The organism is Actinomyces ruminis (genome assembly GCF_002154335.2).
Classification (GTDB): Bacteria; Actinomycetota; Actinomycetes; order Actinomycetales; family Actinomycetaceae; genus Actinomyces; species Actinomyces ruminis.
Genome location: NZ_MTPX02000040.1, coordinates 78,048 through 84,787, shown reverse-complemented (window position 1 = coordinate 84,787; position 6,740 = coordinate 78,048). Strand labels below are relative to the sequence as shown.

Annotated in this window: 7 protein-coding genes and 1 pseudogene; all 8 read right to left on the bottom strand. The window is 64.7% G+C overall.

Going from position 1 to position 6,740, the window contains the following annotated elements; genetic code table 11:
• Positions 1 to 159, bottom strand: a pseudogene (locus tag BW737_RS18065) (L-ribulose-5-phosphate 4-epimerase); the annotation flags it as partial.
• A 149-nt stretch (positions 160 to 308) separates the two neighbouring features.
• Entirely contained in the window at positions 309 to 482 is a 174-nt protein-coding gene (locus BW737_RS16200; protein ID WP_180272120.1) for a hypothetical protein, read from the bottom strand.
• On the bottom strand, positions 461 to 1,048 hold the full coding sequence (locus tag BW737_RS07040; RefSeq protein WP_086614984.1) for a YesL family protein: 588 nt from the start codon (positions 1,046 to 1,048) through the stop codon (positions 461 to 463). The genes BW737_RS16200 and BW737_RS07040 overlap by 22 nt, the downstream gene beginning before the upstream one ends.
• Positions 1,045 to 1,995, bottom strand: a complete 951-nt coding sequence (locus tag BW737_RS07035) for a carbohydrate ABC transporter permease (protein ID WP_086614985.1) — start codon at positions 1,993 to 1,995, stop codon at positions 1,045 to 1,047. The genes BW737_RS07040 and BW737_RS07035 overlap by 4 nt, the downstream gene beginning before the upstream one ends.
• Before the next feature lie 13 nt (positions 1,996 to 2,008).
• Complete coding sequence (locus tag BW737_RS07030) at positions 2,009 to 2,962, bottom strand: ABC transporter permease (RefSeq protein WP_086614986.1); 954 nt, start codon at positions 2,960 to 2,962, stop codon at positions 2,009 to 2,011.
• Positions 2,959 to 3,783, bottom strand: coding sequence for a type 2 periplasmic-binding domain-containing protein (locus BW737_RS16815; protein WP_218961829.1), 825 nt, complete (start codon positions 3,781 to 3,783; stop codon positions 2,959 to 2,961). The genes BW737_RS07030 and BW737_RS16815 overlap by 4 nt, the downstream gene beginning before the upstream one ends.
• The gene (locus BW737_RS16810; protein WP_218961828.1) at positions 3,747 to 4,583 is read right to left on the bottom strand and encodes an extracellular solute-binding protein; all 837 of its coding nucleotides are present in this window, start codon (positions 4,581 to 4,583) and stop codon (positions 3,747 to 3,749) included. The genes BW737_RS16815 and BW737_RS16810 overlap by 37 nt, the downstream gene beginning before the upstream one ends.
• 65 nt (positions 4,584 to 4,648) lie before the next feature.
• On the bottom strand, positions 4,649 to 6,607 hold the full coding sequence (locus tag BW737_RS07020; RefSeq protein ID WP_218961827.1) for a glycoside hydrolase family 127 protein: 1,959 nt from the start codon (positions 6,605 to 6,607) through the stop codon (positions 4,649 to 4,651).
• Positions 6,608 to 6,740 lie beyond the last annotated feature (133 nt).

Sequence of the window (6,740 nt, the reverse complement as noted above, 5' to 3'; positions counted from 1 at the left end):
CCGGGTCACCACCACCCGCTCAGACACATTCCCAGCCGTCCACACCACCAAACCCCACCGAATCAACTCCCCATGCAAACCAGCCACCCGCTCACGCGCGGCCGCCACCGCCCCACGCACACCATCATCCAAATCAGCCAACACAATCCGCTCGGTCATGTTCTTCTCCTAGTCACTCTCCGGTAGGACATGGTCTACGGCGGCGCCGTTCGGCACCGTTGCCGCACCGTCTCACACCAATAGTGAACGTTCACATCGCTGGTGTCAAACCCTTCTCGCCCGCCCGGCCGCGTCAGGAGCCGTCTGGGTCAATGCTCCGCCAACGCCCGAATGGCTGCCTCGATGTCGACGTCGTCGGAGTCTTCTATCGGCACGGCCGACTCGGGCAGGGGGAGGACGCCGGAGTGCCAGTACAACCAGGCCACGCACCAGGCGGGCAGGGCCACACCGAAAACGGGGATCAGCCTGGATAGCCCGTCCACAGCCACAGCCATCCCGCTGCGGCGGCCAGCACCGTCAGCGAGTGCGCCGGACACGACAGCGCCAGCACAAACACCAGCTTGGCCACCCTGGGCAGTGACTCGTCAAAGTGCACCGCCACCGGCCAGACGATGAGCGTCGCCGCCGCCCAGAGCACGCTGAGCACCACCACGAGCCCGGAGAGCCAGGGAGTGGCCTCACCGACGCCGCCTCGCAGTACCAGCCGGTCGAGACCGAACACGGCCCAACCCGCGAGCACCACCGCGCCGATCATCTGTGCACGCCAGAATTCTGTGCGCCACACCCGCCAGAACTCCTGCCACAGGCCGGGCCGCTCGGCTCCGCCCAGGTTGCCTGCCTCCAAAACCCGATTGAGCAGGTCGCGCCGAATGACGGCGTTGAGAGCCAGAGTCGCCGGCGCCGCACCGAGAATGACCCCTCCGGCAGCGACCCCCAGCAGCCAGACCAGATGCAGGACGAACAGGCGTCCTACTACCTCGCCGATGCGTACGTGCCACCCCACGAGGGCGGGCATGACGCGCCCCCGTGGGGCGGACTGGCGGCTCATCCCTTCACCGCTCCGATCAGCACGCCCTTCTCGAAGTACTTCTGCAGGAAGGGATACACGACGATCACGGGCAGGGTGGACACCACGATCACCCCGTACTTGATCTGGTCGGCGTATCGCTGCGCGTAGGCGCCTCCAGACCCGCCGCCACCGCCGGCCCCGCCGGAGAATGCCTGGTTGGACAGCAGGATGTCTCGCAGGACGATCTGGAGCGGCTGCTTGGCGTAGTCGCGCACGAAGATGAGGCCGGTGAAGAAGTCGTTCCAGTGCTGCACCAGGTAGTACAGCCCGATCACCGAGATGATCGCCTTCGACAACGGCAGCGCCATGGTGGCGAAGAACCTGAAGTAGTCCGCGCCGTCTAGCGTCGCCGCCTCGTAGAGCTCCTCGGGCAGGGAGTTCTCGAAGAATGAGCGGGCAATGATCAGGTTGTAGACGTTGACCGCCGAAGGCAGGATGAACACCAGCCAGTTGTCCAGTAGTCCGAGGTCCTTGTAGAGCAGATAGGTGGGAATGAGCCCGCCGCTGAAGAACATGGTGAACGCGAAGAACAGCATGAGCGGGCGCCGCGGCCGGAACTCCCTGCGGGACAACGCGAAGGCCGCAGGCAGGGTGACCGCGAGGTTCAAGGCCGTGCCCACCGCCGTGTACACGATCGTGTTGCGGTATCCGGTCCAGATACGCCCGTCGCCGAGGATCTGTTCATAGCCGAACAGGCTCAGCCGTTTGGGGAGCATGATGACCTCCCCGGTGGCCACGGCGCTGGAGTCGCTGATGGACGCGATCAGCACGAAGTAAATCGGATACAGGGTCGCGAACACTACGAGCACGCAGGCCAGCAGCACGCCGAGGTCGAACAGCCTCTCCCCCGACGACCAGCGCCGACGTTGAGACGGAGGTCGCCCAGCCGCGCGGGATCGGCCCGGTGAGAGCGATGTGGTGGTCATGTCTCCTCCTTCGTCACCACAGGCTCGTGTCAGACACCCGCTTCGCGATGCGGTTGGCAAGCACGAGGAAGGTGAAGTTAATGAGCGTGTTGAACAGGCCGATGGCAGTCGAGTAGCTGAACTGGCTGCTGAGAATGCCGATCTTGTAGGTGTAGGTCGAGATGACCTCGGAGACCGGCAGGTTCAGGGTGTTCTGCATCAGGAACACCTTCTCGAAACCGGTGTTGAGTACGTTGCCCATGTTGAGAATGAGCAGGATGATCATCGTGGGCACCAGGGCGGGTATGTCCACGTGGCGAATGAGTTGCCACCGGTTGGCCCCGTCGATGCGGGCGGCCTCGTACAGCTGGGTGTTGACGCCGGCCAGTGCCGCCAGATAGATGATCGAGTTCCATCCGGCGTGCTGCCAGATGTCGGACAGGACGTAGACCGGGACGAAGCTGCCCGTATCCCCCAGGAAGTTGGTGCCGGAGATGCCGATGGATGCCAGCAGCCGCGTCAGCAGGCCGTCGCTGGGAGACAGGAACACCTGCAGCATGCCCACGATCACCACCACGGAGATGAAGTGCGGCAGGTAGGTGATGGTCTGGACCCAGCGCTTGATGCGCGAGTGCATCAACTGGTTTATCAGCAGCGCGAGGATGATCGGGGCGATGAATCCCAGCACGAGTGTGGTCATCGAGATCAGCACTGTGTTACGCATCAGGGTGGCGAACATCGGGGATTCGAAAAACTGCTGGAAGTACTTCAGCCCCACGAACTTTCCACCGGTCAGCCCAGCGGTGAAGTCGAACTCCCGGAAAGCCAGTTGGATGCCGTACATGGGGACGTAGGCGAAAACCAGGACGAAGGCGGTGGCCGGCAGCACCATGGCCCACAGCTGCCAGTAGCGCTTCAGGTGCGCTACCAGTCCTTGGCGGGAGCGCGGCGGTGCGGCATCGGCGTGGTTGATAGTTGCGCTACTCATTGCTTCGAAGCCATGTAGTCGTCGTAGTACTGCTGCATCTTGGCGATGTTGTCCTCGATGCCTGAGGCCTTGACGGTGGCAAGGTAGTCATCCCACTGCTCCTCGACCCCACCGTTGGTAATCCAGTCGGCGAACTTGGTCTGCGTGGTGTTGAGCATGGTGGTGTTGACCAGCGCCATGGCATTGATGTCCTCGGCGGTCATCTTGATGAACTGGGCGGGGTACACGTCCTTGTCCAGATCCATATTGTCGATGGCGGGCTGCAGGGGAACAGTCTCGTCGATGGCCTCCTGCAGGTCCGTGGGCAGCTCCACGGTGATGTCGTCACGGATCCACATGGGGCCGTTATCCGCCAACGTAGAAGTCCACTTCCAGGTCGAGGGGTCGGTGCCGTCCTCGGCCGGCAGCACCTTGTAGGTGTTCTCGTCGACCTTCTCAATGTTGGGACCGATGTCTCCAAAGAGCACTTGCAGGCTCATCTCCCGGTCGTAGAAGGCGTTAAGTACCTTCAGCGCAGCCTCCTTGTTGGGGGTGGAGGCGGAGACCACGATTTGGTTGGCGGGGAAGTTCTCACCGAAGCCGTCGTAGCTCCACGCTACTGGTGCTGCCTGGCCCGCTTTCTGTGCGAGCACGGGCATCGCCTCGTACTGCTCGTAGATCTCTGGACCGAAGCGGTCGGAACGAGTCCAACCCCAGGTGAACCCGACCGTGGCGACGCCGTCCCCCGGCCCGCGAGCGGCGGACTGGTAGGCGGAATAGTCCTGGGTCAGGACCTCCGCGGAGATCAACCCCGCCGCATAGCACTTGGATAGGAAGACCATACGTCGCGGTAGCGCTCGTCGATGAGGAAGTTGGAGACCTTGCCGTCCTGCAGGAAGTAGCCCTGTCCGCCGCCGGAGGACAGGGGCAGGCCCGTGGATCCGAGCAGCAGCACGGATTGGAAGTAGCCGAAGCCCGTGGTGCCCACCGGGCTCCAGTCCATGGGAATCACTTTCGCCCCGGTTCCGGTCGGGTCGCCTTCCTTGAAGGCGACAAGCACGTCGTACAGCTCGTCCCAGGTGGTGGGCATGTCCAGCCCCAGCGCGTCCAACCACTGGCGGTTGATGTACTGGTGCTGGACCGTGGGTGGCCAGAAGCGCTTATAGCCGGGGACGGCGTAGATCGCACCGTTGTTCTGAGTGGCCAGGGACATAAGCTCCGGCTTGGCCGCCAGCATCTCCTTGACATTGGGAATGGTGTCGAGGTCGTCGGACAGGTCCTCGAAGAGCGTGCCGTAGGTAGCCAGGTCGGAGTCGGAGATGGCTCCGGTGCCGACGATCAAGTCGGGTACATCGCCCGCGGCGAGCATGGTGGATTTCTTCTGATCCCAGTCGGCGGAGACCTCCTCCCAGGTGATAGGCATGCCCGCGATTTCCTCGAGCTGCTTGACCCATGCCATCTGCGCCATTGGTTTGGTTAGAGCGTGTTTGAGCACGAGTATGCGTAGACCGTCGGAACTGCTCGTTCCCGATCCGCCGCATGCGGCGAGCGTGCCGCCGACAGCGGCGACGGCGGTGGCGGCCGCCAGACTCCGCAGTACGGTGCGCCGGCTGACCGCGGGCACACGTGGACAGGTGTTCATGGTTCTCTCCTTTGAGTGAGGGTTGGGGAATGGATGAATACGGAAGGGCGTGGATCTCAGCGGGGTCAGATAGTCGGAATCCATACGCGCATGGCGCCGGGGCCGCGGTTGCCCCAGGTGGAGAAAGGCACCAGGTTTGCCTCCACGCCGCGGGAGGGCATGGTCGCCCCTCCCCAGGTGGCGGGGCGATAGAGCTCCCCCTCGGGAGCACGTACGCTTAGGCCGACGCGCAGTGCAGGCGCGGGATCCTTGGCCGAAAGCGGTAGCTCGGCGACCACCGGTGGACCGGGAAGAAAGACGTCGTCGACGGCGGCCCCCTCAGGCAGGTCCGCCTGCTCCAGGCAGTACAGGATGGGCCCTCGTTCGAGGGCGACGGCGCCGCGGACCGCGTCCACGCGGTGGTTGGCGGTGGTCCAGCGGGGCCGGAGCGGCAGCTGCAGGGTAGCGCCGTCGACTTCGTCGGCTGGGATCTGGACGTAACCGCGAGCGCGCTCGGCGTCCGAAACCGACCTCTGTCCGCCACCTGCGCGCAGTGTGACGTCCTCGACCCAGGCTGGGATGCGCACCCGTACCGCCGCCCCGGGTAGCAGCGCCGGCCCGTTCACGTGCAGGGAGATTCCGCCGTCGGCGGGGTAGCGGGTCCGGACCGCCAGTACCCCGCCGCCTAGGACGTCGGACAGGTCGATCTCGCAGGCGACCAGTTGGTGGAGCTCCAGAACGGGACCGTCGGCGGACTGCAGTACGGTGGCGACGTAGGCGCCCGCCTGGGCGATGGTGCGGGCGATGTTGGGCGGGCAGCAGGCACAGCTGTACCACGGCTGCCGCTCGGCGGGAGCGTTCTCCTCACTGAAGCGGTCGGGGCGGCGCTGCATGGGATTGGAGTAGAAGAAGCGGGTGCCGGTCTCGTCCACCGCTGCGGCCAGGGCGTTGTAGAGCTCACGCTCCATCGTGTCGGCGTAACGACGATCTTGTCCGGCCAGCAGCATGCGCCAGGTCCAGTGCAGGTCGGCGATGGTGGCGCAGGTCTCGGCGTAGGCGCGGTCCGCGGGCAGTTCGTAGTCGTTGCCGAAGGACTCGTCGCGGTGGCGGGAGCCGAAGGCGCCAGAAAGGTACATCTTGCGCTCGTGGGCACGCTCCCACTGCGCCCGCATGACGTCGTGCAGTGCCGGCTCGCCGGTTTCCAAGTACAGGTCGGTGACACCGGCATTCAGGTACAGCTGGCGGACCGCGTGGCCCGTGGGGTCGACTGCGTCGCGGACGGGCGCATGATCCTGGTAGTAGCGGTGTCCGAAGCCCTCATCGGGCAGGATGTCGTGGCCGCGTTGGTTGATTAGATGCTCGGCCAGGCGCAGCCAACGCACCTCGCCGGTGTGTCGGTACAACTCGATTAAGGCGGTCTCGATCACGGGGTGTCCCGGGATGCCGTCCTCACGCCCCGGCCCGAAGCGGCGATCCACCAGCGCGGCGAAACGAATCGCGATCTGCAGCAGGTCGTCCCGTCCCGCCGCCCGGTCCAGCGCCACGGCCGCCTGAATCAGATGCCCGAGCACGTACATCTCGTGGTTGCGGTCTAGTTCGGCGAAACGCTTGTCTGGACGGACGCCCTGAATCCAGGTGTGCAGGTAGCCGGTGGGCTCCTGCACGCGGCCGATGAGCGCGATGGCATCGTCAAGCCAGGTGTCGAAGTGGTGGGTGCCGGATCGGGCGATTTCCCAGGCGACGGCCTCGATGACCTTGTACAGGTCCGAGTCGGCGAAGACGAAGCCGCGGTACGGGGCGTCAGACTCCCCAATGACGCGCCGGAAGTTGTCCATGACGCCGGAGACCTCCAGCTGCTCGATGCAGTGGGGAATCGTGCGAGAGGCATTGCGTTCCTGCCAGCGGCCCAGCAGGCTCTCCGGGGCGATGCGGATGCGCTCTAGGCCGAGCGGGGTGCGACCGGCGGGTCGGGCGTGCACCCCCGGAGCGGCCGGGGCACATCGACAGACCGGGGGCACGGCCTGTTCCATATCGGGTGACGACATCGTCAGCTCCTCTTGTCGTTGTGACATGTCCATCATGACCGCTTGATTAAACGTTGTCAACAACGATTGAGTGATTCAGAGCACACTTGGCGCCGATGCGGGTTTGTGCTAGCCACAGAAGGAGCAGCGCGCA